The sequence below is a fragment of the Pseudoxanthomonas sp. GW2 genome (assembly GCF_000283075.1).
GTDB lineage: Bacteria > Pseudomonadota > Gammaproteobacteria > Xanthomonadales > Xanthomonadaceae > Pseudoxanthomonas.
Window position 1 is genome coordinate 1 of record NZ_ALIP01000078.1, and the last position, 1,317, is coordinate 1,317.

1 protein-coding gene is annotated in these 1,317 nt (G+C 77.8%); it reads right to left on the minus strand.

Annotated features, from left to right (window positions below; all coding sequences use genetic code 11):
• Positions 1-1,317: lipopolysaccharide assembly protein LapB (locus B351_RS0105055; RefSeq protein ID WP_019397960.1), on the minus strand; the 1,317-nt coding region annotated here is incomplete at both ends.

A 1,317-nucleotide genomic window follows, 5' to 3' on the forward strand; every position in this document is an offset into this window, starting at 1 on the left:
CCGCGCGTGGGCAGCGGATCCGGCGCGAACCCGGTGGTGGCTGCCGGCGGCGGCAGCGCGCCGTTGGCGGCCGGCAGCATCGCCACCGGTGCCGGCGCCGCCGCGGCCGGCGTGGCCAGCGGATCGAAGCGCTCGCCGCGCAACGCCCTGCCACGGGCCTGGCCGCCGGTCAGGCCGGCGAACGGGTTGAAGGCACGGCCGCCGCTGCCGGCCAGCGCGGTGCTGGCCGCCGGATAGCCGTGGTCGGCCTGTCCGGCCTCGCGCGCCTGCGCGGCCAAGGCGGCACGGAAATAGCGCTCGGCCTTGCGGTTCTGCCCGGCGGCGCGGTACGCGCGGCCGGCGCCGGCCAGCACCTCCGGCGACTGCGGCTGGCGCGCCAGCGCCTGGCCCAGGTAGTACTCGGCGGTGTCCAGGTCGCGCAGGGCGGCGGCGCTGCCGGCGGCGGCAACCATCGCGTCGACGTCGTCCGGGGCCAGCTGCAGCTGCTGCTGGTACAGCGCCAGGGCCTGGCGGTGGTCGCCGGCGGCCGCGTACAGCCGCGCCAGCGCGGCCACGGTGCGCGGATCCTGCGGCTGTTCGGCCAGGACCGGGGCCAGGGTCTCGTAGGCCGCCTCGAGGTTGCCCATCTCGCGCAGCGCGTCCACCTGGCGCAGCACGTAGCCGGTGCGCAGGTCGCGGTAGCGCGCGGCCTGGGCCGGGGTCATCGGCGCCTCGTCGAGCTTGCGCAGCAGCGCCGCCAGTTCGGCGTCCTGGCCGGCGCGCAGCAGCACCGCGGCGTATTGCAGGCGTTCCTCGGTGCCGGCGTCGGGACCGGACAGCAAGCGCTGCGCCAGCACCAGGGCGCGCTGGCGGCTGCCGATCCGGGCATAGGCCTCGGCCAGCGCGCCGGCGGCATCCGCGCGCTGCAGGCGGTCGCCCAGCGAGGCCTCGACCCGCGCCAGCAGCAGCTGCGCCTCGCCGGTGCGCTGCTGCGCCGCCAGCTGCCGCGCGCGCGCGGCCTGCACGTGGATCCAGGCCACGTCGTGCAGCGCCGCCATCGCGCCGTCGCGCGAGCCGGCGGGGATGCGCTCGAGGGTGGCGTAGACCGCGTTCCAGTCGCCCTGCTCCTGGGCGTAGACCGCCGCCGCGTGCAGCGCCTGCGGGGAATCGTCCAGGGCCAGCAGGCCTTCCATGATCGCCCGCGCCTGGTCGGGGCGGCCGCCGCGCTGGTACAGGCGCGCCAGCTCCAGCCGCAGCCAGGGATCGCGGCCCTGCTCCAGCAACGCGTCTTCCAGTTCGATCCGGGCCGCGTCAAGGTCACCGGCGGCCGGCGCCTCC